Raw genomic sequence first — 22,107 nt, forward strand, 5'->3', positions numbered from 1 at the left:
TATTCAATTCAGGCGACGTTCATCCCGCAGCGGCGAGGCTTGGCTGCTGGAGGTAACGAAAGGGATTGAATATGGAAAGACGAGACTTCCTGAAAATCGCTTTTGGTATGGCCGCCGGTGCGGTCGTCACCGTGCGCGCGGCGCAAGCGATGACGCCGACGCCATCTCCGCTCGCGAGAGAGCCGTCAGTCCCCGATACAGAGGCCAAGCCTGCGCTTGCAACATCGGAGGATGTCGAGAAGGCGAAGGTCGAGAAAGTGCGGTGGCGTCATCATCGCGGGTACCACGGTCATTGGCACCGCCATCACTGGCGCCGTCATCACTGGCATCGCCGCCACTGGGGCTGGCGGAGGCGGCATTGGCGCCATCGTCACTGGCGCCGCCGCTACTATTATTGAGGTGAAAGGGGCGGGATATCCCGCCCCGATCATTTCGTCGCCAGGAAATCCAGCATCAATTTATCGAACTGGTCCGGCTTTTCGAGAAAAGCCAGATGCCCGGCGTTGGGGATAATCTCCGCGCGGCCGTGCGGCATCTTCGCTGCGAGGTCGCGGGCGAGATCGGCGTTGTGGCCCATCTTCGGCTTCAGTGCCTCCGGCGCATTCGGCTTGCCCGGCGCGTTGTGGTCATCCTCGCCCATGATGAACAGCGTCGGCTCGGTAATGAGCGGAATCTCGTGCGCCACCGGCTCGCGATAGATCATCTGCGCCGAACTGGCGAAGGCGCGCAGCCAGCGCGGATATTCTGGGCTTCCTTTGATGCCGTAACGCGCATCGATGAACGGGGTGATCTGCTCGGGCGGCAGCTTCAACGAGTAGTTGTTGACGAGCTGCTTGCGGTACGCTTCGGCCGTCAGTTTGTCCTCCTGCGCGAGAATTTTCTCGGTTGGAGTTGGCGGCACATAGAGCCGGTAATCCTCAAGTCCGATCGGGTTTGTGAGAATGAGGTGGTCGACGCGGTCGGGATAGGCGCGTGAGATACGCACCGCCAGCATGCCGCCGAGCGAATGGGCGACGATATCAGCTTTCGGGATTTGCAGATGATCGAGCAGCGCGATGGTATTGCGCGCGAGCGTATCGAAATGCAGATCGAAAGTGGGTTTGGAGGATTTTCCGAAGCCGATCTGATCCGGCACGATGACGCGGTAGCCGTTGCTGCTCAGTGTTTTGATGACCGGCGCCCAGTAGCTCGATGGAAAGTTGCGGCCGTGCAGAAGGACGACGGTGCGGCCATTCGGGCTGGCTGCCGCGACATCCATATAGGCCATCCGCACCTGCTCGCCTTCATTGACCAGCGGGAGTTGGTGGACGGGGTAGGGATATGGATAACCCTCGAGTCCGATGCCGTAAGGCTCCTTCTGTGGCGTGTCATTCGTGGCGGCAGTCTGCGCGTGGGCGGCGCTCAGCGAGGCGAGCAGCAGGACGACAGCAGAGGTGTGCTTCATGATAATCTCCCGGATGAGATGCCATCATAGAAAATCGCGCGGTCGTCGCGAAGGCGGCGGCCGCGTATCGTGCATCACATCCTGCTGATGATTGTCGCGCTCAGAGCCTCGGCGACGTACCGGAGGAGGTCTTCTGCGGGGTGTTTCCGGAGGCGAGCGCTTCGTTGTCGATCTTTGCCGCGCTCGCGATGCGCTTCAAGTCGATCAGGGTGAAGACGGCCTTGCCGATGCGATCCTTCGCGCTGCCGGGAGATAATGCGATATCGACAAGCCCGTCGCAGTTGGCGCCCTTCGCATCCTGCGCGAGACGGGTGAGCGATTTTTCCGTTTCGGCCTGAACGTGCTTCAGCACCGCGACGCAACTGCCGCGGCCGTTGGCGTCGTTCAGAGCGACGGCTGCCTTCGGGCTGATCGGCTCGTTGAGAGCGGTCACGGCGCTCTCGGGCGTGTACTTCTGCTTCACCGAAACGATTTTCCCGCCCTTGTAGAAATAATACAGCCGGCCGTCGCCGATCGCGGTGGGTTTGCCGTACTTTTCGGTGACGCGCTGGATCATATCCTGCTGCGTCGGCTGCTTGTCCTTGGCGAAGCCGAGGTCGCGGGTGATGTAATAGGCGAAGTTGCCACTTGCGGGCGAGGTGAAATGCACCTCCATCGACTCCGCGCCGTGGTCCTTGGCAGCGGGCGTGTCGAATTTCATCAAGGTGGCGTAGGTCACATCGGTCTTGCCGAACTTCTGCTGGGTTGCCTGTGGCTTGGCGTTCGGAAACTCTTTCAGGTAGGCTTCAAACGTGCCGCCGACCTTTGCGGCGTCGTCGTCGCTGGAAATACCGATGATGTCGGGGCGCAGTTTTCCGGAGAAGGCGGTGTCCGGCGTTTTCGGCTTGAGTTCATTACCCGTCGCCAGGGAAGCCGCCGAGATCAGCGTCACACCAGCCAGCATCATCGATCGCAACATGAACCGCGCCCCAAATCCTGAATCTTTGCCGAAAGTGCTGCGATTACGCCGAATATTGCCAGCGGATGTCAACTGCACATTCGCCGTGATATAGGCTGGAGGGTCAGGGAGAGAACCAAAAATGCCGATTTCGCTGGACCGCAAACGCACCATTTTCCGCCGCCTGCATGACAGCGGCTGTTTCGTCTTGCCCAATCCGTGGGATGTCGGCAGCGCGCGGCTGTTCGCCGCAATGGGCTTCAAGGCGCTGGCCTCGACCAGCTCTGGCTATGCGTGGTCGCAGGGGCGGCCAGATAATAAGGTCACCTGCGAGGATGTCCTGTCGCATCTCGCGGAATTATGCGCGGCGACCGATTTGCCCGTGAACGCCGATTTCGAAAGCGGGTTTGCCGAGACCGCGCAGGGCGTCGCAACCAATGTGCGCCGTTGCATCGAAACAGGCGTTGCCGGTCTGTCGATCGAGGATGCGACCGGGGACGCCCGCATGCCGCTCTATGATTTTCATGAGGCGGTCGAGCGCATCGCGGCTGCGCGCAGCGCGATCGATGCCAGCGGAGCCGACGTCATGCTGATCGGCCGCTGCGAGGGCTTTCTTACGGGCGAGACTGATCTTGCCAAGGTGATCCGCCGGCTCGTGGCTTATTCCGAAGCCGGCGCGGAATGCCTTTACGCGCCCGGCGTGACCAAGCGCGAACAGGTGGCCGAAGTGGTGAAAGCGGTTGCGCCCAAGCCGGTGAATATCCTGATGGGCGCGCCCGGCCTGAGCGTGATGGAATTGGCGGAGCTTGGTGTGCGGCGCATCAGCGTCGGCGGAGCAATGGCACGCGCAGCCTGGGGCGCGGTGCAACGCGCCGCGCACGAAATTCTGGAGAAGGGCGAGTTCAACGAGTTCGCGCATGCGGCGAAGTACGCCGAGCTCAACCGTATCTTCGACGAAAACTAGACCCTCGCCCAAGAGGGCGAGGGTCATGGTCGTTACTGGTTGCCCGATGCACCGGCAGGCGCAGTGCTGCCGGATGCAGCGCTGCCCGGCGACGGGTTAGCCGCAGGCGGCGGCGGTGACATCTGCGGAGACGGAGCAGGCGCCGAGCCGGTGGTCTGTCCCGGATTGGTGTTCGGAGACATCTTGCCCGGTGCCGTCGTGCCGCTGGCCGTCGTTTGTGCCGGCGGATTGCTCGCCGTATCGGTCGGCGAGGTGCTGTTCAGCCCGTAAAGCACGACGCCCAGAATCGCGATCACGGCAATCGCAAACAGGGCCATCCGGCCACCACCCGCAGGGCCTTCCGCCAACTCCGGGTCAGCCTGCAGCTCGTTCTCCAGTGCCTGCCGACGGCGCCATTCCTCTTGATTCCGCGCCAGATCTTTCGGATCCCGGTCAACAATCATGTCTAATCCTCCTCATTTATGTCTTGAGAAGGCAACCGCTCGGGAGGACGCCAGTTCCTGATGTTTCGAGCTTTCCACCGCCCGGATATGCGCTCGTGCGGGGTTCCCGCCGAGGCCAAATATGCTAACGCTTGGGAACACTTCCTCCCTTTCGAGCTCTACCGAGATCATCATGAAACTGACCCCTGCCGCGAGCGGCACGTTCACCATTGCACCGACGCCCTTCCACGACGACGGCCGGATCGACGAAGGCTCGATCGACCGCCTCAGTGATTTCTATGGTGAAGTCGGCTGCTCAGGCGTCACCGTTCTTGGCATTCTCGGCGAAGCGCCGAAACTCGATGGTGAAGAGTCGCTTGCGGTGGCGTCGCGCTTCATCAAGCGCGCGGGAAACAGGCAGGTGATCGTCGGCGTTTCCGCGCCGGGATTTGCCGCGATGCGCTCGCTCGCGCGCGGTGCGATGGATGCCGGTGCGGCGGCGGTGATGATCGCGCCCGTGCCGTCGCTGCGCACCGACGATCAGATCACCAACTACTTCCGTCAGGCGGTCGAGGCGATCGGCGCGGATGTGCCGTGGGTGTTGCAGGATTATCCGTTGACGCTGTCGGTGGTGATGACGCCTTCCGTCATCAAGCGCATCGTGTCGGAGAATCCGTCCTGCGTCATGCTCAAGCATGAGGACTGGCCGGGACTGGAGAAAATCACGGCGCTGCGCAATTTCCAGAAGGACGGATCGCTGGCACCGCTGTCGATCCTGACCGGAAACGGCGGGCTGTTCCTCGATTTCGAAATGGAGCGAGGCGCGGATGGCGCGATGACGGGCTATGCGTTCCCCGACATGCTGGTCGATGTCGTCCGGTTGTCGAAGGAAGGCAAGCGCGATGCCGCGCATGATCTGTTCGACGCGCATCTGCCGCTGATGCGCTACGAGCAGCAGCAGGGCGTCGGCCTCGCGGTACGCAAATATGTTCTGAAGAAGCGTGGTCTTTTGTCCTCCGACGCGCAGCGCAAGCCGTCGGCTGGAATGACAGCCACGGCACGGGCCGAAGTCGATTATCTGCTGTCGCGTGTGGCGAAGTTCGACAAGCGCGCGGCGCTGTAAGCAGGCCGCGGTGGCGTTTAGGTGCTGAGGTGCCGCCGGATGGCGGCGACCGAGGGGCCGACCTTCTCGATCGCGGCGGCGAGATTCTGCGGCGACACATTGAGCCGGTAGGCCCAATAGTTCGCGGACTCCTTGTCGTTCATGTCGATCGTTGCGGGCGCACGCACGCCGATATTGGCGGCGAGCACGTCGGCGACCTTGACGAGATGGATCATGAACAACCTCCGCCGGCAGATTATGCCGACGAACCGCGCTTCTGAACCGTGAATTGCCAGTGGCGTTAAGGAACCGTTGCGTCTTTACCCGTGGTTTACGGTCAGTTCACTCCTGAGGTGCAATCAAGGCGCTGCCGGGCTGAGGACCTCCACTTTTCGCCCGTAGATCAGCAGGGTGGCCGCAAGACCGCACACGGCGGCCGCCGTCATCCACATCGCGGGCGCAGCCTTGTCTCCGGTGTATTCGATCAGTGCGGTGGACACGGCAGGTGTGAAGCCGCCGAACAGCGCCGTCGCAAGGCTGTAGCACAGCGAGAAGCTGACCGTGCGCACGCTCGCCGGCACCACTTCCGTCAACGCCACCACCATCGCTCCATTGTAGCAGCCGTAAAGGAACGACAGCCACAGTTCCACTTCCAGCATGCGGACGAAGGATGGATTCGCGACAAGCCACGACATTGCCGGGTAGGCGGTCAGGATTGTCAGGATGGTGATGCCGGCGAGGATGGGCTTTCGCCCGATCCGATCCGACAGCGCGCCTGACACCGGCAACCAGAACAGGTTCGAAAGCGCGATCGCGAAAGTGACGATCAGCGAGTCCGTGATCGAGAGTTTCAGCACGCTCTTGCCGAAGGTCGGCGTGTAAACGGTGATGAGATAGAACGACACCGTCGTCATCACCGCGAGCATCATGCCGAGAATGACGATGCGCCAGTTCGATACTAGCGAGGCGAGAATTTCCCCCATGGTCGGGTGATGCTTGCGGGCGAGGAATTCTCCGGTTTCCTCCAGCTTGCGCCGGATCACGAAGATGAACGGCACGATCAGCGAGCCGATCAGGAAGGGAATGCGCCAGCCCCAGTCATGGATCGCCTGCGTCGCCAGCGTGCGGTTTAGCGTGTAGCCGATCAGTGCCGCGACGATGATGGCGACCTGCTGGCTGCCGGACTGCCAAGCGACATAGAATCCCTTCTGGTTGGGTGGCGCGATCTCGGCCAGATAGACCGAGACGCCGCCGAGTTCGACGCCGGCGGAGAAGCCCTGCAGCAACCGGCCGATCAGAACGAGAATGGGTGCAAGGATGCCGATGGTGGCGTAGCTCGGCGTGAAGGCAAGCAGCACGGTGCCGACCGCCATGATCGACAGCGTCACGATCAGGCCGATGCGGCGGCCGACCTTGTCGATATAGGCGCCGAGCACGACGGCGCCGAGCGGACGCATCAGGAAGCCCGCGCCGAAGGTCATGAAGGTCGCGAGCAGGGAGGTGAATTCGTTATGGGAGGGAAAGAAGGCAGCCGCGATGTAGGTGGCGTAAAATCCGAACAGGAAGAAATCGAACATCTCAAGGAAGTTGCCGCTGGTCACGCGAAGGACGGCGACGGCCTTGGATGATGTGGGGTGATCCGCGTGGGACATGGGAGGAATCCTGAACGTGAAGCGGGCGTAAAGTCTGCGCCGGTTCATGACGTCCCACAAGCGGGATGGTGTTCACGCCTGGCTGAACGGCGGGGACAATTCTATCGTTTCGGGGTGGGGAAATAGCGGTACCGCTCGCCCGTTATCGCTCGTGCCTCCCGCGATTGCATACGGGTCATCCAGGGCGATCCAAGGGGCTCCTCACGGGTTCCCGGTTCGGTGCAGGGGTGCTGGCCGAAGGATTGGCGCCTGTTCGGACCAAGAGTCCAGGCCCGCATGAAGAAGTGGCTTTTTGTTTTGGCGCAAAGAATTTCCCATCGATGATGTGTATCTTTTCATCAGAAAGGTTTGTCTGGCTTCTAGCCAGTCGGCTTTTCTCCCTTCGCTGATGAGTAGCCATCAGCGCACCTCTAAGCCGCCCTGGATATTCCGAGGGCGGTTTTTTTTAATCCTTGCGTTCTCAGCGTGAGAATCTTGCCCCCAAGTGGACCCCGGCATCTCAGGTCTTGTGGCGGGAACGTAATGCAGCAGCCAAACGCTCATCGAATTCTTTTCGCTGCTCGGCAAGCGGTCGGTCGAAGATGTTGTCCTTCGATAGGATACCGCGCTCTTCATCCGAGCCGATCTGATCGATGTTGCAATCTTTGAAGGTGCACCCGGTAAAGGAGACTTGCTCGGTCTCGGGGTCGATCAAGAGCGTGCACCGGATAAAGGTGCACTCATCGAAGCGGCAGAAATTGACCCGGCCCCTGAAGTCCAGCGTCTCCGCGTGGAACGTTTTGGCCCAAAAGACGCGTTCCTCATAGCCGGAGGTCATGCTGCTTTGCTTGTTTGACTCAATCGCTCTCATGGCCGGCTGAGCCTGCGCTGCCAGCAATCCGAGGAATAACCAGCAGGGTGGACCTCAGTTCCTGACTAATCCACCATAATTGCGACGAGCGATATATCCTGTGAGTTTAGCAGCATCGATTGTGCGGATCAGAATCCCGTCGGGGCGGGGGTTTTACGTGCTCGGCAAGCTTCCCGACTTGATCAGATGATCAAGGTCGGTTGCCATTCCGCGGTAGGTGACCGCCAGTCTCTGGAAGGCGTCGCGCTTGGCCCGGAGAGTGGTGAGATTAGCGGTCATTTCGCATTCCGCTGCGTCGGTGCGAAGCTTTTCAAGGCGGGCTCGAGCGTCTTTCATTTTGAGCGGATTTCCTCTTTTTGCCGGGCTTTAGTTACCCTTATTATCACTGATACTTCGTTTGGGACTTTCTTTGGGCGCTGAATGAGTAAAGAAGCTTATCGCGATGGCGGACAGATAGCCGAATACGATGAAACCAACGGAGATGAGGAACACCTTCATAAATTTGGCACCGCGTTTTCGATTGAGGGACGGGTTAGGAGTGCTGTAATCTAGGCTTGTGCTGCGGGAAGCTTATTATCGGGCTCGGCCATTCGCCAGTGCGTCAGTGACGCGGTGTCGGGTCTAATTTACTAACGGGCGCAGACGCGCTCCAAGCTCAACTGGATATCCGCGGCACCCGCGTGATCCTTTCTCCGCACACCAACAGCGGCCCACGCCACTTTTGTTTTCCCTGCTCATCGATGTAGCCGAGATGCTTTTCGCCGATGATCTTGGAGAATGGACCTCATGTGATCATGAGGGAGACCTTATGTCCCATCCAATTTGCAGGATGAATGGCCACATTCACCGCAGAAACGGAAAGAGGTGGGTATGTCCAGACGAGAAAATCGCACGTCTTACTATGTTGGCTGGGGAATCATCTTGGCGCTTCTTTGTGGTGTCCTCGTTTGGAAGGTGGCTCTTTAGCCGCCGTACCTTTTCACCAGTGGTTTTGGAGAGAGGGCCATGGACGTAGCCCTGTTATATGACGAGAACGGGCCGTGAGCAGGAGTCTGGGATTTTTCATGGGACTTCGTGCCCTCCGGCAGGGTTTTAAAGGTTTTTTCCTTTGCGTTCTAAGCGGACGACGGGCCGTTTTGTTTGAAAAATCCAATAAATCCAGTATTAAGGCCGTGACGCGCTCCTAGCTCAGCTGGATAGAGCATCGGATTTCGATTCCGAGGGTCGGGAGTTCGAATCTCTCGGAGCGCGCCACTAGCGTACCAAACTGCGGACGCAGGGACGTTTTTTCCCGGCCAACCTGTTCCAGTGTCGCGGTATCCCCGATGACGCGTACGACATGGTCGCCGACCTCGATCCGGTCGATGGCTCTGTGCGGAGACAGGTCTCCCGGAATGGAATCTCGCCGTTGGCGACGTTCTCGCGCATTGCCTGCCCAAACCGCTCGATCATTTCCGGGAGAATTTCCGTTGTAGGAATGACCTGGGCTCGGATGTGATCGAGTGCAGCTGCGCCCGCTCACTGTCGTCTGAGGCTGGCGATCCGCTCCCGCAAGATATGTTCAGTTCGGCGACGACGTCCTCAATCATGCGATAGAGCCGCTTCAACGGGCGGGCGGTGGGACCTTGAAAAGGGTCCCTCTGGTTTGGCAGTCTGTATCTGTGGGGCGTTCAATTTAGTGGTTCATACGATTCAGAGAACCTGTGCTCAGGGGGGCCAGGTGAGGAGCAAAGGCATGAATCGCTTTCCAGCAATTCGTTTCGACCCCGCGTCCGGTTCGGTGGATTTCAGAACTTGATACAGGGTGTGATGCGTTATGGATGATGATATCCGGTTTGGCGATCTCGTATTCGACAAGTCGTTTCTGTTTGCGCGTCGTGATTCAGGCGAAGAATTGAAATTTACCCGCGCGGAGCGCGCGATGTTGCAGCTGTTGACGGCCAATCCCCGCAAGATCGTCACGCGCAATCGGCTGCTGGATGCCATCGCGGGCGCGGGTTCGGATTCCGCCGATCGTAATGTCGACTTTGTCATCAACCGGCTGCGAGCCAAACTCGGCGATTCCGCACGCAATCCGTCCTTTATCGCAACCCAGTACGGCGAGGGTTATGTCTGGATTGCCGAGCCGTCAAAAGGCGCGGCGTTCGCCGAGGCGTTGTTGCTCATCGGCCCCGTCTTCGGCCTTGAGCAGGCGGCATCAACGGAGCGCGCGCTTGCGTTTCTGTCGCGTCTTAGGGACGCGATCGATGCCCAAACCGCCGATGACCAGATTGTCGCTCTGGAACAGAGCGGGCAAGCCGTATCGACCAAGGCTTTGTTCTCGCTTGAGGTGAGTTTTTATGACGATGGAAAATGTCTGCATTGCGCAACCGTCCTTCGGAAAGTGACGACCGGGCAGATCCTGCAGACATTGCGCCTGACGTTCGGTCAGGTTGGTCGTCCTGACGGTGAACCGGATATCGAAACCGTCGTTTCCACATTGAAGAGCGCCATGTGGCGACAGGCCACGACAGGGCAGGGCATCCTCGCCGGGCCGACGGATCAGCCGCTCGAATTGCAGATGCACGATGCGGCGCGGTTGTTCGACCGCTCAGACGAAAGCTGGGCGATGATGAGCGAGCAGCTTTCCGAGGCGCGCAGGAATCAACCCGGCGATCCACAGACCGAGCTGATGTGGGCGATGCATCTCTATGCGCGTATCCTGCAAAATCCAGCCGATCTCGACCTGCGGGCCGCGCACGAGGAGGATATCGAAAGGTGCGTGTTCGATCATCTCGCGGCGTTCCAGGGCAATCCGATCTTCCTTCTGGGTGCGGCGAAGTTGCTGCTGTTCACAGGCCGTGGGCATCTTGCTCTCGCCGAACAATTGGCGGAGCAGGCTTTTCTGTCGAGCACGGCCTTTGCTTCAGCCTTTTCCAGTCTCGGGCAGATCAGGATGTGCAGGGGCGATATTCGCTCCGCCATCGAGTTGTATGACCGTGGCATTGAACTGTCCGGCCTGGACTCAGAGTTCAGAGTTTATCTGATGGTGTTGAAATGCGCAGCGCTGATGGCGGATGGTGACCGTTCACGGCTGGATCAGGCCGCAGCGGCACTTTACGCCCTGAAGCCTGTCACTCGCCTGCAGATCGGCCTGTTCGTGGCGCCGCCGGGACCACTGGCGCCGGACCTCACTCTGGTGCTGGGTCAGTTCGATGCAGCGCGTGCGCGGCACGCCATTCTCCATTTGCACTATGTCTTTGCGCGCCTGTTCGTGCGGGAAGAGCATCGGGAGAACATCATGCGCGGAGTGACCGGCCACCTCACCGAGCGCTTCGGCGCCGATGTTGTGCCGGATGAGGTGCGGCGATCTGTCCCACGGCTTGTCTGACGCAAAAGCGCGGCAAAAACGACAGAATGTCGCGTCTCTGGCGCGGCGCGTCGGCAATTCAAATAATTCTACAACAATCGTCCTTTTTAAGTTTCGCGGGGGGCGGTTCACGCGGCGAGTCACGGGACGCGTATGCGGTTCTGCAGCACCCTTTAAGAGGTGCCACGAGCAGGCAGCGGGGGATGGAATGGGGGCAGTGAAGGGGCGTTCGCGGTCCGGCGTTGCGGGGGCGCGAACTGTGCTGAACGGCACGGCGATGGCGCTGCTTGCGGTGGTGATGGCGGTTCATCCTGCTTCTGCGGAGCCGGACAAATGGGGCGCGCATCTGGACTTCGAGGCGCGCTGGGGCACGCGCTCGCTTGGCGATGCTGGGCTGTTTGCGCCCCTATGGCAGAACCAGACCTCGCTGCTGTTCACGGACATTCGGGGAAGGTTCGATTCGCAGGATGGGCGCGAGGGCAATTTCGGCCTCGGCTACCGCCATATGCTGAACAACGGCTGGAATCTGGGCGTCTACGGCTATTACGACGTGCGCCGTTCCTCGCTCGGCAACATGTTCAATCAGGCGACGGTCGGCGTCGAGGCGCTGTCGGCGGACTGGGACTTGCGCGCCAATGTCTATGCGCCGTTCGGCAATCGCAGCAGACAGGTCGGCGTGCTTGGCGGCAATCCGTTCGCGGACTTCGCCAATGGCACCATCCAGATCGTCACCCCGGAGCGCCACCAGTTGCTGGAGCGGGCGCTGACCGGCTTCGACGGCGAGATCGGCTGGCGCGCGCCGGTGTTCGATGTCGATGCGCTGACGCAGGTGCGGCTGTACGGCGGCGGATTCTATTTCGGCGGCGGCGGGGTGACGCGCGACATCGCAGGGCCGCGGGGACGCATCGAGTTCTCCATTGACAACGTGGCGAACTTCTCCGGAGCGCGGCTGACGCTGGGTGCGGAAGTGCAGCACGACGACGTGCGCGGCACGCAGGGCTTTGCCATCGCGCGGCTGCGGGTGCCGCTGCATGCCGAAACATCCGCGCCGCGTCGTCTGTCGGCGCAGGAGCGGCGGATGACCGAGCGCGTGGTCCGCGACGTCGACATCGTCAGCGGCACGGGCCGGGGCGCTGCATTGAAGGCCGAAATCCGCGAGGCCGCGATCAACACCTGGAACAACCAGACCGTCACCGACGTGGTGCAGGTCAGCGCAACCACGCAAGCGGCGTTGCAGGGCCAACTCGACGCGCATGGCGCGGGCAGCGTGGTCATTCTCAACGGCGCGCCGACGGCGATCACCGCGACCACGACGGTGCAAGCCGGCCAGACCCTGCTCGGCGGCGGCACGACGCTGGCATTGCGCGGCGCGACCACCGGCGCGGTGGTCAATTTCCTGGCCCCCGGCGCGGCCGGCAACCTGACCGGGGCGGTGAGCGGCAACGCCGTCGTCACGCTCGGCGCCGGCAGCGTCGTCGGCGGGTTGACCGTCGGCAATACGAGCACAAGTGACGCCAGCCACGCGATCTGGGCCATCAGCGCCCCCGGCGCCGTCGCCTTCGGCAACACCATCGCGACGAAGGGAAGCAGCGCATTCGGCGTTTGGTTCTCTAACTCCGCTAACAGTACCGTCAGCGGCAACAAAATCGCGACGGAGGGAAGCAGCGCATTCGGCGTTTATTATTTCTCTGACTCCGCCAACGGCACCGCCAGCGGCAACACCATCGTGACGGAGGGAAGCAACGCACACGGCCTGTATGCATTTTTCAGCAATTCCCTGACGGTCAGCGGCAACACCTTCGACGTCACCCTCGGGAAGACAATCTATGGGTGGGATTCGTCTTTCGTCAGCGCCGCGTCCACCGGCAATATCGATCCACGCCCCGACGCGGTGGCGAACCGTTGCGGCGGTCATGGTAGTGTAACCGGCACGGTGTCCTTCACCGACGGCATCAACTGCGTTTATCCGTGACCATGGCGGCACTACGTTGGAAAGGGCAGCTCGAATTATCAATCGTTAAAACCGAAAACGAAGCCAACGCCGTGACGGGAGACGGTGATTGAGCAAGACATCTTTCAGTCTGCTTGCCGTCCTGCGTGAGGCGGTGGCAGGAGCAACCACGGCCAGCGTCGCGCTTCCGCTGTGCGTGGCCGCAGGCGTTCTGGCCTATTCGCCCTTGGGCGGCGACCGAGCGGCGGAAGGCGCGGTGGTCGGGCTCATATCGGCTATCGTCGGTGGGAGCATCGCGTCTCTTTTCCGGTGCTCGTCTTTCGTCACGACGATTCCGACAAATCCAAACGCTCTTATCCAGGCGACGTTGCTGGGCGGCCTTCTGACGGCGTTTGACGGCAACACGGCGATAGCCCTGCTGGTCTTCCCGATTTGCGCGATGCTGGCCGGACTTTGGCAAATCGTGATCGGTAGCACCGGTCTGGCGAGGATACTCAAACTCGCACCTTATCCGGTGATCGCGGGGTTCGTGTCGGGTGTCGGCTTTCTGATCATCCTGAGTCAGCTTCCGCTTTTCATTCCGCACGTCGCACTGACCGATCTCGCGAATGTGGAGATCAATGCGTCGCTGTTGAGCCGCCTGTCATTCGGTGTGTTCCTTGTCGCTGGAATCCTGTTCATCGTGCGCTTGTGGCCACGCATTCCAGCGTTGCTGGCCGGACTTCTTGTTGGCTCCGCCATCTATCACGCGATGGCAAGTCTCGCACCCGGCGTCGATCTTGGTCCCACGATCGGCGCGGTCGATATTGCGGGCTGGACACCGGTCAACATATTCGAAATTGGCGGTATCGCCGCGCAGATGGGCAATTACGATGCGTGGCGTATTCTGATCCTTGGCTCTTTCACACTGGCTCTGGTTGGCACGCTCGATACGGTGTTTTCGCTTCATGCCGCGCGCAAGATGGCGGACATCGATATCGACCAGAATCGCGATCTGATCGGGCAGGGAGTTGCCAACGCTGTGACTGCGGCGATTGGAGGACTGTTTGTCTCGACGTCCTTGTCTCTGAGCAGCACGAACTTTCAGGCGGGCGGCCGAAGCCGCATCTCCACGCTGGCGATCGCTGCAGTGCTGCTGCTCGGAATCGTAATGGTGCCTCATTTGATTTTCGCACTGCCGCGCCTTGTGTTGGCAGCGATCCTCGTGGTGGTCGGCATCAACGTCATCGACAAATGGGCAATCCGGATGAGCGTTCTTTCGCTGTTCGGACCCGCATCGCGGGAGCGTGCGCATGCACGCAGAAGCAGTCTCGTGGTGTTGGCTGTCGCCCTCTCAACCATATTGGGGCAACCGATCGTCGGCGGCGCGGTCGGTGTCGCATTATCATGCGTCGTGTTCATGATCGAAATGAACCGGCCGATCATACGGCGGCAGGATACTGTTGCATCGTTGAGATCGAAACGTATCCGTTCCGCCGCGCAGCGCCGGCTGCTGACGGACAGGGGCATTGAAGCCGCCGTGTTCGAGCTGCAGGGGGCGCTGTTCTTCGGCAATGCCGATGAGCTGGAAATGCGGATTGCGCGTCTGCCGGCTCATGTGAAACTGGTTGTCGTCGATTTCCGCACCGTCAAGAATATCGACGCATCGGGTGCGGTGGTGCTGCAGCAGATCGGAAACCGGCTGACCCGGCAGGACAAACGGCTTCTCCTGAGCGGGCTGTCGGATTTGCAGGCACTGCACGCATGTGCGCCGGATCTTGCTCTGAACACCTTCGCCGATCTGGACGAAGCGCTCGAACAGGCGGAAGGAGATATTATCGATCGCCTATCCGGCGAGGTGGGCTCAGGGGCGGACATCCAGCTTGAGACATCGGATTTCGGCCTGACGATGAAACCCGAATATCTCACGATCCTGGCGAGCCGCATGCGGAGCGTCACCTTCACGAAGGGGGCCGTGTTTTGCCGGGCAGGCGATCCGTCCGATCGCCTCTGGTTGCTGACGAAGGGCAGCGTCAGCGTATGGGATACGGCGGCCGAAAGACGACGTCGTGTCGCAAGCATCGGTCCGGGCTGCACGGTTGGGGAAATGGGTCTTCTGAATGACCGTCCCCGTTCCGCGGAGGTCTGCGCTGATGACGATGTTCATGCCTATGAACTGACCTCGGTATCGCTCGATTGGATACTGGAAAACTGTCCCGACGTCGGCCGTGCCGTTCTAACGAGTATCGCACGTCAGTTGGCAGAGCGGTTGCGCGACGCAACGGAGGAGTTGCGCCTCAAAGTGAGCGAATGAGAGACCAACGCAGGAGAGAGAACGAAGGGCGCCTTGGCGGCTCGAATTGCAGTGCAAGGATATGTCTGCCGAGGTTGAGCTACGCAAACTCGCTGGCTTCCACGACGATCGGGATTGCCATGAAGTCCGTCTCAGCCGCCATTGCTATTGTGGCAGTGACAGCGCCCGGAATGGCCGGATGTGAACGCTGATCAGGCAGGCTTGGCGGTCGATTGCCATGCGTAGCTCATCCATCCAACGCCGTGGATGATCAGATCGATGCCGAGCAGCATTCCCAATACCCACAGGCCGCTTGCAGGAAACCTGGTCAGGATAATCAGGCCTGCAGCAGCACCGAAGAGGCCGGACACCACCATGATCCAGCCTGACTGCCGCCAGAAGCTGATGCCCAGCATGATGCGCGTGATGCCGGAAATCAGCAGCGCGATGCCAAGGATGTAGGTCAGGATCAACGCGCTGAAGAGCGGCTGGGTGACGAGGGCGATACCGAACGCGACATAGAGGATGCCGAGCAGCATCTGCCAGAGCATGCCGCCCCATCCCTTCGTCCAGAACGAGTGAACGATTTCAAATCCGCCCGCGACAATAGCCATCCAGCCGATGAAGATGGTGCTCACCACGGTGAACAGCATCACGTCGCTCAGAACGAGAAAGCCAACGATGACCATGACAAGGCCAAGAAGGACACAGATCCATCGGGGAGGGGCGCTTAAACCGGATGGTCCGAGGGATGAGACGGTGGTCATGATAATCTCCTCAGAATATGATGTTAAACAGCAGCTCGTGTTGCCTCGCTAGCGTCTGGCGCGTGCGCCGGGTGCCGGTGGTTCGTCGCTCGGGATTTCCCCCGGCAGATAATTGGGGAGACGTCCTGCCGGAATGATGGCCAGCATCGCCACCGCGGCCATGATGAGCAATCCGATCTTCAGTGCGCGCAGGCGTGCCTCGGTATTGACCGCAACGGCTGCCTCTACTTGCTGAGGGGTAGCGGTCGTCCGCTCCATCGCGCTGCGCAACCGGTCATTGGTGACAAAGGTGATGCTATCCAGATCTACCTGGCTTTGGACTTCCTTCGGCAGCATCGGATTGGATGCGATTCGTGCAAGCACGATGGTGCTCAAAAGGCCAACGAGCAACGCGCCGGCCAATGCCGTTCCGACGGCAGCAGCGAGATTCTGCGTGGTGCCACGCAACGAGCCGACGTCCCCGGCAAGTTCTTTTGGAGATGCGGTAACAAGCACGTTGAAAAGGAGCGTGACGAGAGAGCCCTGACCGATGCCGAACAGGACCAGGCCAAATAGCACCGGAACCTCCGTCCAGTCATTGCGGACCACGAACGCGAGCCACACCAGCGCGAGCGTGCACAGTATGAATCCATAGCGGCCGATCTGGCGCGGTGTCAGTCTGGTATAAACCCGGACAATCAGCATCGCCGAGAAGAAGACCGTGAGGTTGAATGGCATCATCGCGACCGCAGTTGCGATCGGCGAGCGCCCCTGAATAATCTGGATGTACAGTGGAACGGAAAAATTGAGCGCCGCTTCGAGCGCGACGACGGCGAAGAGTGCATAGACAGCGCAGCGCTCCTGCGGCGATTCGATTACCGAGAGTGCAAGAAGCGGTGTCTTGCCTGCCTCCTGCCGGCGGCGGGTCCACATCAGGAAAACCTGCCCGAGCACGGCACCGAGCACGATCAGGATCGGGGCAGGAGACAGGCCGAGCAGGTTTACCGGCGCGTTGGACGTCGCCAAAAGCACGCCCCAGCCGTTCAGGTTATTGAAGCCGAAGCTGATGAACACGATCGAGCTTGCGGCAAGCGCGACGCCCAGGAGGTCGATCTGAACGTCCGGCCGACCATGGTCGGCGCGCAGGCGGAAGCTCAGAAGAAAAACGATTGCGGAGGCGACAATGAGGACGCCGAACGCGGGACGCCAGCCGATATATGTGCCGAGCACGCCGCCGACGACGAAGGCAAGCACGCCTGCGCCAGCGCGGGCCGAGCCCAGCGCCCCCAGCGCAGTCGCCTGTTGCGAGCCCGTATAGTTTTCGGCGATCAACGCCACCAGCGACGGCACGATGATGGCGCCGGCGGCGCCGCACAAGGCTTGGGCGGAAATCATGATGGCTGCGGTGGGGCTGAAGGTCATCATGATCTGCGAGATGAAGAACATGATGACAGCAATGCGGAAGACCTGCACCGCACCGAACCGTTGCGCAAGCTTCGCGCCGAGCATCACAAAGCCTGCGACGAGCATGGAATACGCCACAATGCCGGTCGCAACCGTTGTTGGCGGGACGCCGAAACTTTTCACCATGCCGCCCATGGCGACCGGCAGGGATGCGACATTGTAGGACATGATCATCTGTCCCATCGCGATGGCGATCATCGGAACCCATGACGCGCGAGCTTCGCTCAATCCGCCAGACGTAATGCTCTGTGTCGTCATGTTATGCTCCGTTTCGTTCCTGATGAATTCGTATGAACAGGTATGGTCGTGACGGAGTGCTTCACTTCTCCGGCTGTGAAACGAGCAGATCGAGCCCCAATCGTTGAGAGAGGTATCGCGCGGCCAACTGGCCTTTGACGCTGTTGCCGGCTGAATCCAGAGGCGGCGCGAAGGTGCCGAATCCGCCCTTGCCGGGAGACACGGCGACAATCCCGCCTCCAATGCCGCTCTTGCCCGGCAGGCCGATGTCGTAAAGCCAGTCGCCCGAGGTCTCATACAAGCCTGCCGTCACCATGACGGCGAGCGCGTAGTGACACACCGCGGCATCGACCACGCGCTCCTTGGTGATTGGATTGACGCCGCCGTCCGCGAGCGTCGCGCCCATGACCGCAAGATCTTTGGCGCTGACGTTCAGAGAGCACTGACGGGTATAGAGGTCCGTGGCGAGCTTGGCGTCGCAGTAGATGCGGTCGTAGCTTTCCAGCAATCTTGCAATGCTGCGATTGCGGAAATTGGTTTTTGATGCCGAATCGTAAACTTCCTCGTTGAGAGGAAGAGCGCGACCCGCGAAGCGCGACAGTCCATCGTGAATGAAACGCCACTTTGCATCGGATGTATCGCCGGGCGCGAGGCTGGTGGTTGCGATGGCTCCTGCATTCACCATCGGATTGGTGCGGCCTCCGCCGTTTTCGATTGCCGCGAGCGAATTGAAGGGAAGGCCGGTTGCGTTGGCGCCGAGTTTTTTACGCGCCTCTTCAGGGCCGAGCGTCTCGCACACCAGGGCGAACAAAAACGGCTTCGATACGCTCATGATCGAAAATTCGTGCTCGATGTCTCCGGAGCCATAAACGTGACCATCCGTCGAAACCACGCAGACGCCGAATAGTTTGGTCGGAACACGGGCCAGTGCCGGATACACTTGCGAATTTTCGCCATCGCTATTCGCAGCAAAGCGCCGATGCGCTTCATCGACAAGCGATTGCACAACGTCCGGAGCGGGAAGATGTCCTGTCGAAACGTAGGATCGTTCGGGTTCATTCGTAATCGAACGTGAGCTCATGGCATCATCCCTATTTGAACCTGGGATGTGCCGAACAGAAAGGCACCGCCCGAAGCAAATTAAAGAATGAGAAGCATTGAGACGCCGAGAAGAAGACCGTTATCGTTCGTTGCTAAATCAAGTAAAACTTGCTGGCACGACAGCGATGTGGACGCTTCGAGACTAGTGCGGCTTTCTTGGAACGGCAAGCAGTGCGCGCTGCCGTTCGCTTTGAGAAGGGATTGCCACGATACAATGACGCCGGGTCCAAGATGGGGCGATCGATTGCTCTGAAGTTGCTCCAACAATTGCTATTTTCGATTCTTTGTTCCGGTGGAGGGGTCGGGTACACTCACCTGTTGAGGCTGCATCAGCCGAATTCGTCCTCGTCCCGTGACAAGTTTGTGAATGTAAAAGCATGTTGGGTTGCCCGTAGTTGCATTCATAACGGGCGAGGGGCCGGATACCACTCTCAGGGTACCGAACGTTCCGACCCAATCCAGATGACGGTGACCATGCATCAGCACAACGCGCGATGCATGAGGCCTCAATTTGCGAATGAACCAGCTGCCGTTGAGAAGTGCCGTACCAATCCTTATCGAAAACGGGACCTGCTTTGGATATTCCTGCACGTGATGGTGGAGCACGACGATCCAGCCGGCTGCGGGATATTGCTTGAGCGCCGACAGCAGCCGCTGAGTTTGTTCAACCGAGACAAAGCCCAGGGCATTGGTGAAGGAAAAATGGCTTTCGGCGTTGGAGTTGAGGATGGCAATGCCGAGGCTGTTTGGATCGGATGGTGGCACGATCATCGGAAACATGTCGTGAAACACATCCTTGAGATGAAGCGAGGCGCGGATGCCGCCTCCCTCAGCTAGCTTCGCAATGTATTTTTCGTGCGGAGCGATGGCCTCCCGCAGGGTCTTCCCATGCTTGTTGCGGTCCGTCGTCAGGTAAACGCGCTCACCTTGAACGGCATTCATGGCCGACAGTGCCCGCGCCTGCCGCAACAGCTTTCGGCTGCTGAAGGGAAGATCGATTTGCGCGGGGTTCGAACGGCTGCTGATGTTCAGATCGTGATTTCCCGGCGCGATAACCATTCGTTTGGCGAGTTCGGGAAAGCGTTCGATGTAGTCGAAGAATTCCGCCCATTCGCTCGCGCGTCCGGCATCTGTCACGTCACCGGTAACCAGTATTAGGTCGAACGGTTCGGCCTCGTGGAGGTCCGCCAGATCTTTGAGAAGCTGCTGCAGGCGCTCATTGCCGCGAGGGCCGGCCCTGCCGCTTTCAATGCGAAATCCATAGTGTTCGCCGACAACGTGGATGTCCGTCAGATGCACCACGCGCCAGATCCGGCTTCCGGCCGGTGCGGTGTCGTAAACATCCAGCGTAAGGGGGTGCTCCGTGCGGGCGTCGGAAAACCCGCGCAGCAGGGAAACAACGGCGAAGTAGGCGGAGATCAGAATGGCGGCGTTCGCAATCGTCGGCACGATCAGATGATGAGGCAGCAACAGATCACCGGCCGTTCCGACCCAGCGAGATGCAGGCCATATTGCTTTGACGATAAGCAGGCCGAGCAAGAACATGAGGACGCCCGCTACTGCGGAACTCGCTGCACGGAGTTTTGTGGATGTAATCTGCTTTCTGTTTTTATCAAAAAGGCGCTCGTTGAGATGCCGCAGCGTCTCGGTGCCCAGCATGTAGCAAGGCTGCACGAGCAGGGCGTTAAGCGACCAAAAACTTTCTTCCGCGGTCCTTAAAAGTGGGCGCCACGCCAGCCACCCAACGCAGAGTGTGACAACAAGAATAATGACGGCGCTTACTTCTGTCAGGGCCAGTACCTTGGCCGATACGCTTGTCACCCATGCGCTGACAGCCAGAGGTGCAAACCCCAGAAAGATGGCGGGTAAACCAAGAGAGATTGTGCATGCAAAAAACAGCTTCGCAAAACTGATTTCGGTCAGAAGAGCTCCGGCGATGGCAAATAATGAGCGCTTCTTTGGACTTGCAAAGTCATCTTCGGCATCTCCCAATCGAGGATCGATGAGATGTTGCATTGAAGAACCGTCGATTTCAGCGGGCGGTTCGGTCATGGTACAATCCAGCGATTAAGGCCTCAGTGTATTTGAAAATTTGAAGCTTCCAAGAGCTTCAAGACATTCGCAGGCCTGTCGCCGCTCCATTCGATAGAATTTGATGTATCTGGAGTGGGCGTTGCTCTGATTTCCCCCTTTACCTGGCGCCGCGGACTGTAGAGAGTGTTTGAAGGCGCGGCTGTTCGGTGAGCGTACATGAGGGGCACGCGAGCTTATCAGGTGGCGATCGTCTTGATCGCTGTGGTTGTTGTGATTGCTGCGCTATCGACCGCCAGCTCGGTCTTTACGCCGGTTGCGTTTGCACTCCTCATCATTGCGCTGATCTGGCCTCTGCAGCTGCTGCTCCAGTCCGTCATGCCCCGGCTTGTCGCGCTGGCGATCAGCGTTCTGGCCATGGTGTTTGTATTTCTCGCGTTCGGATCTCTGATCGGATGGGCCTTTACCCGTGTCGGGCGCTGGATTGTCAGCGATGCCGGGCGATTCCAGATATTTTACGATCAAGCCGTTATCTGGCTTGAAGGCCATGGGGTGGCGCTTGCCGGTGTTTGGTCGGAAACGTTCAATGTCAGCTGGGTGTTGCGCTTCGCTCAGACGATTACGACCCGCCTCAACACCACAGTGAGCTTCTGGCTCGTCGTCCTGATCTATGTGGTCCTTGGATTGCTTGAAGTCGAGGATTTCAAACGCAAGCTGCGCAGCATGGGTGGCGGCGATACAGGTCGGGTTCTTTTACAGGCAAGCGCCGCGACCGCGATCAAGATTCGCCGCTATATGATCGTCAGAACCTTGATGAGCGTGGTTACCGGCCTGCTGGTTTGGTGCTTCGCCAAGGTTGTCGGCTTGCAGCTTGCGGAAGAGTGGGGACTCATTGCGTTCTCGCTAAACTACATTCCCTTTCTGGGGCCCTTGGTTGCGACCCTGTTTCCGACCCTGTTTGCGATGACGCAGTTCTCATCGTGGTACACGGTGATACTGCTTTTTGGCTGTCTCAACCTCATCCAGTTCGTCGTCGGCAGCTATATCGAGCCGCGTATTGCCGGTAGCGCGCTTGCGATCTCGCCTGTGGTCGTTCTCTTCTCGGTGTTCTTCTGGAGCTATCTCTGGGGAATTTTCGGGGCCTTTATTGGTGTTCCGATCACCATCGCGCTTTTGACATTCTGCGAAATGTACCCATCCGGCAGATGGATTTTTGAGCTGTTTGGCGAGCCGGAGCCGGCGGGGTGAGGTGTCGGCAATCTCGAGCCGGGCTGAGGATGGAAACAATGTCCAATAATTGGGTTATCGCAGGAGTAAACGGGTTCAGTCAGGTAACGGGATCTCGATAATGCAATAAAGGGAGCGATCGCTATGGCTGTTCAAACGGACGAAGGCTCGATTCTTCTCGTTAAAAAACTCGGTGGTCTTTTACTCGTCGTCCTGGGTTTTATCGTGATGGCCGCAGGCATAAGCACGGATTCGACAGGCTTTGTGGTTCTCGGCACTCTGGTTCTCGTCGCCGGTGCGATTTTGCTAGCGCTGAAAATCATTCGCCGAAATGAGGCCGGGCCCACGCGATAACTGA

General features: G+C 59.6%; 19 protein-coding genes and 1 tRNA gene. 9 read left to right on the plus strand and 11 right to left on the minus strand.

The window, feature by feature from the left end; genetic code table 11:
* Positions 1-71 precede the first annotated feature (71 nt).
* Positions 72-398 carry a twin-arginine translocation (Tat) gene (locus HMPREF9697_RS20780; RefSeq protein ID WP_081602509.1) on the plus strand — a complete coding sequence of 109 codons (327 nt, stop codon included), beginning with the start codon at positions 72-74 and terminating at the stop codon, positions 396-398.
* A 29-nt stretch (positions 399-427) separates the two neighbouring features.
* On the opposite strand, the gene HMPREF9697_RS01675 is transcribed toward HMPREF9697_RS20780, so the two are convergent.
* Both HMPREF9697_RS01675 and HMPREF9697_RS01680 read right to left on the minus strand, forming a co-directional pair.
* Complete coding sequence (locus tag HMPREF9697_RS01675; protein WP_002715408.1) at positions 428-1,444, minus strand: alpha/beta fold hydrolase; 1,017 nt, start codon at positions 1,442-1,444, stop codon at positions 428-430.
* A 100-nt stretch (positions 1,445-1,544) separates the two neighbouring features.
* Positions 1,545-2,402 carry a hypothetical protein gene (locus HMPREF9697_RS01680; protein ID WP_002715409.1) on the minus strand — a complete coding sequence of 286 codons (858 nt, stop codon included), beginning with the start codon at positions 2,400-2,402 and terminating at the stop codon, positions 1,545-1,547.
* 121 nt (positions 2,403-2,523) lie between these two features.
* On the opposite strand from HMPREF9697_RS01680, the gene HMPREF9697_RS01685 reads away from it, so the two are divergent.
* On the plus strand, positions 2,524-3,345 hold the full coding sequence (locus tag HMPREF9697_RS01685; RefSeq protein ID WP_002715410.1) for an isocitrate lyase/PEP mutase family protein: 822 nt from the start codon (positions 2,524-2,526) through the stop codon (positions 3,343-3,345).
* A 32-nt stretch (positions 3,346-3,377) separates the two neighbouring features.
* On the opposite strand, the gene HMPREF9697_RS01690 is transcribed toward HMPREF9697_RS01685, so the two are convergent.
* On the minus strand, positions 3,378-3,788 hold the full coding sequence (locus HMPREF9697_RS01690) for a hypothetical protein (protein WP_002715411.1): 411 nt from the start codon (positions 3,786-3,788) through the stop codon (positions 3,378-3,380).
* Between the two features lie 172 nt (positions 3,789-3,960).
* Between HMPREF9697_RS01690 and HMPREF9697_RS01695 the strand changes: the two genes are divergently transcribed.
* The gene (locus tag HMPREF9697_RS01695) at positions 3,961-4,890 is read left to right on the plus strand and encodes a dihydrodipicolinate synthase family protein (protein WP_040307767.1); all 930 of its coding nucleotides are present in this window, start codon (positions 3,961-3,963) and stop codon (positions 4,888-4,890) included.
* Positions 4,891-4,907: 17 nt separating this feature from the next.
* Here the strand turns inward: HMPREF9697_RS01695 and HMPREF9697_RS01700 are convergent, their stop codons facing one another.
* The 4 genes from HMPREF9697_RS01700 to HMPREF9697_RS21620 form a co-directional block, all read right to left on the minus strand.
* Positions 4,908-5,105 carry a DUF3606 domain-containing protein gene (locus tag HMPREF9697_RS01700; RefSeq protein ID WP_002715413.1) on the minus strand — a complete coding sequence of 66 codons (198 nt, stop codon included), beginning with the start codon at positions 5,103-5,105 and terminating at the stop codon, positions 4,908-4,910.
* A 123-nt stretch (positions 5,106-5,228) separates the two neighbouring features.
* Positions 5,229-6,521 carry an MFS transporter gene (tcuC, locus tag HMPREF9697_RS01705; RefSeq protein WP_002715414.1) on the minus strand — a complete coding sequence of 431 codons (1,293 nt, stop codon included), beginning with the start codon at positions 6,519-6,521 and terminating at the stop codon, positions 5,229-5,231.
* A 499-nt stretch (positions 6,522-7,020) separates the two neighbouring features.
* Positions 7,021-7,338: a hypothetical protein gene (locus HMPREF9697_RS01710; protein WP_115622258.1), complete on the minus strand. Its 318-nt coding sequence runs from the start codon at positions 7,336-7,338 to the stop codon at positions 7,021-7,023.
* Positions 7,339-7,524: 186 nt separating this feature from the next.
* Complete coding sequence (locus tag HMPREF9697_RS21620; protein ID WP_283804938.1) at positions 7,525-7,650, minus strand: hypothetical protein; 126 nt, start codon at positions 7,648-7,650, stop codon at positions 7,525-7,527.
* Between the two features lie 898 nt (positions 7,651-8,548).
* Here HMPREF9697_RS21620 and HMPREF9697_RS01720 point away from each other — a divergent pair.
* The 4 genes from HMPREF9697_RS01720 to HMPREF9697_RS01735 all read left to right on the plus strand — a co-directional run bounded on the left by HMPREF9697_RS01720 (position 8,549) and on the right by HMPREF9697_RS01735 (position 14,964).
* A tRNA-Arg gene (locus HMPREF9697_RS01720) sits at positions 8,549-8,625 on the plus strand.
* Positions 8,626-9,187: 562 nt separating this feature from the next.
* Complete coding sequence (locus HMPREF9697_RS01725; protein ID WP_002715417.1) at positions 9,188-10,741, plus strand: winged helix-turn-helix domain-containing protein; 1,554 nt, start codon at positions 9,188-9,190, stop codon at positions 10,739-10,741.
* Between the two features lie 187 nt (positions 10,742-10,928).
* Positions 10,929-12,692 (plus strand): inverse autotransporter beta domain-containing protein, encoded by a 1,764-nt coding sequence (locus HMPREF9697_RS20090; protein ID WP_002715418.1) that lies wholly within the window; start codon positions 10,929-10,931, stop codon positions 12,690-12,692.
* Between the two features lie 88 nt (positions 12,693-12,780).
* Complete coding sequence (locus HMPREF9697_RS01735) at positions 12,781-14,964, plus strand: SulP family inorganic anion transporter (protein WP_002715419.1); 2,184 nt, start codon at positions 12,781-12,783, stop codon at positions 14,962-14,964.
* Positions 14,965-15,155: 191 nt separating this feature from the next.
* Here HMPREF9697_RS01735 and HMPREF9697_RS01740 read toward each other — a convergent pair whose 3' ends face one another.
* The 4 genes from HMPREF9697_RS01740 to HMPREF9697_RS01755 form a co-directional block, all read right to left on the minus strand.
* Positions 15,156-15,710 (minus strand): HdeD family acid-resistance protein, encoded by a 555-nt coding sequence (locus HMPREF9697_RS01740; protein WP_002715420.1) that lies wholly within the window; start codon positions 15,708-15,710, stop codon positions 15,156-15,158.
* A 48-nt stretch (positions 15,711-15,758) separates the two neighbouring features.
* Positions 15,759-17,411, minus strand: a complete 1,653-nt coding sequence (locus HMPREF9697_RS01745; protein WP_002715421.1) for an MFS transporter — start codon at positions 17,409-17,411, stop codon at positions 15,759-15,761.
* A gap of 61 nt (positions 17,412-17,472) precedes the next feature.
* Positions 17,473-18,471: a glutaminase A gene (gene glsA / locus HMPREF9697_RS01750; RefSeq protein ID WP_002715422.1), complete on the minus strand. Its 999-nt coding sequence runs from the start codon at positions 18,469-18,471 to the stop codon at positions 17,473-17,475.
* Positions 18,472-18,761: 290 nt separating this feature from the next.
* Positions 18,762-20,543: a metallophosphoesterase family protein gene (locus tag HMPREF9697_RS01755; protein ID WP_002715423.1), complete on the minus strand. Its 1,782-nt coding sequence runs from the start codon at positions 20,541-20,543 to the stop codon at positions 18,762-18,764.
* Between the two features lie 198 nt (positions 20,544-20,741).
* Between HMPREF9697_RS01755 and HMPREF9697_RS01760 the strand changes: the two genes are divergently transcribed.
* Together HMPREF9697_RS01760 and HMPREF9697_RS01765 are read left to right on the plus strand one after the other, a co-directional pair.
* Entirely contained in the window at positions 20,742-21,770 is a 1,029-nt protein-coding gene (locus tag HMPREF9697_RS01760) for an AI-2E family transporter (protein WP_002715424.1), read from the plus strand.
* Positions 21,771-21,893: 123 nt separating this feature from the next.
* Positions 21,894-22,103, plus strand: coding sequence for a hypothetical protein (locus HMPREF9697_RS01765; RefSeq protein WP_002715425.1), 210 nt, complete (start codon positions 21,894-21,896; stop codon positions 22,101-22,103).
* Positions 22,104-22,107 lie beyond the last annotated feature (4 nt).

Origin of the sequence: Afipia felis ATCC 53690, from assembly GCF_000314735.2 — a bacterium.
Taxonomy (GTDB): Bacteria; Pseudomonadota; Alphaproteobacteria; order Rhizobiales; family Xanthobacteraceae; genus Afipia; species Afipia felis.